Source organism: Shigella sp. SIG3 (assembly GCF_053555855.1).
This window is the reverse complement of sequence record NZ_JBQZXE010000293.1, coordinates 1-660: the sequence shown is the minus strand read 5'-3', so window position 1 is coordinate 660 and position 660 is coordinate 1. Positions and strand designations below refer to the sequence as shown.

Annotated in this window: 1 pseudogene; it reads right to left on the bottom strand. The window is 54.4% G+C overall.

The features are described from left to right. Positions 1–102: 102 nt before the first annotated feature. Positions 103–600: pseudogene (locus ACUU1I_RS21030) on the bottom strand (IS66 family transposase); the annotation flags it as partial. Between the last annotated feature and the right edge of the window lie 60 nt (positions 601–660).

Sequence of the window (660 nt, the reverse complement as noted above, 5' to 3'; positions counted from 1 at the left end):
GCCATTCGGGTATACATCGCCTGTTTACGTTGATGACGTGCCAGTTTTTCTTCATGAAGCATGATGCTCCAAGTAAACGTTCACCGAACACCGTATTGACGATTATCCTGATGGTAGCACCACCTTCCATGGCAGGAGGTCGTCAACTCGGTTGGAAGGCCATTCCGGCAGTACGCTCAGAATATGGCGCAGATACGCTTCCGGATCGATACCGTTCAGACGGCAGGTGCCGATCAGCCCGTACAGCAGTGCACCACGCTCGCCGCCGTGATCGCTACCGAAGAACACGTAATTTTTCTTTCCGAGACAGACTGCACGAAGCGCTCTTTCCGCTGTGTTATTGTCCGCCTCCGCCAGACCGTCATCACTGTAATAACAGAGGGCGTCCCACTGATTCAGTACATAGCTGAATGCTTCGCCCAGTCTGGATTTTTTCGACAGCGTGCCATTCTTCTCCACCATCCATTCATGCAGCGACGTCAGTAACGCTTTGCTTCGCTGCTGCCTGACTGCAAGACACTCTGACTCTGGTAATCCCCGTATTTCATCCTCGATGGCGTACAGTTCACTGATTCGCTTCAGGGCTTCTTCTGCCGTCGCACGCAAGTAATCCGGGGCCCGCTATGCCGCGCTCTATCGGGCGGGACGGGGCTGGCGCTT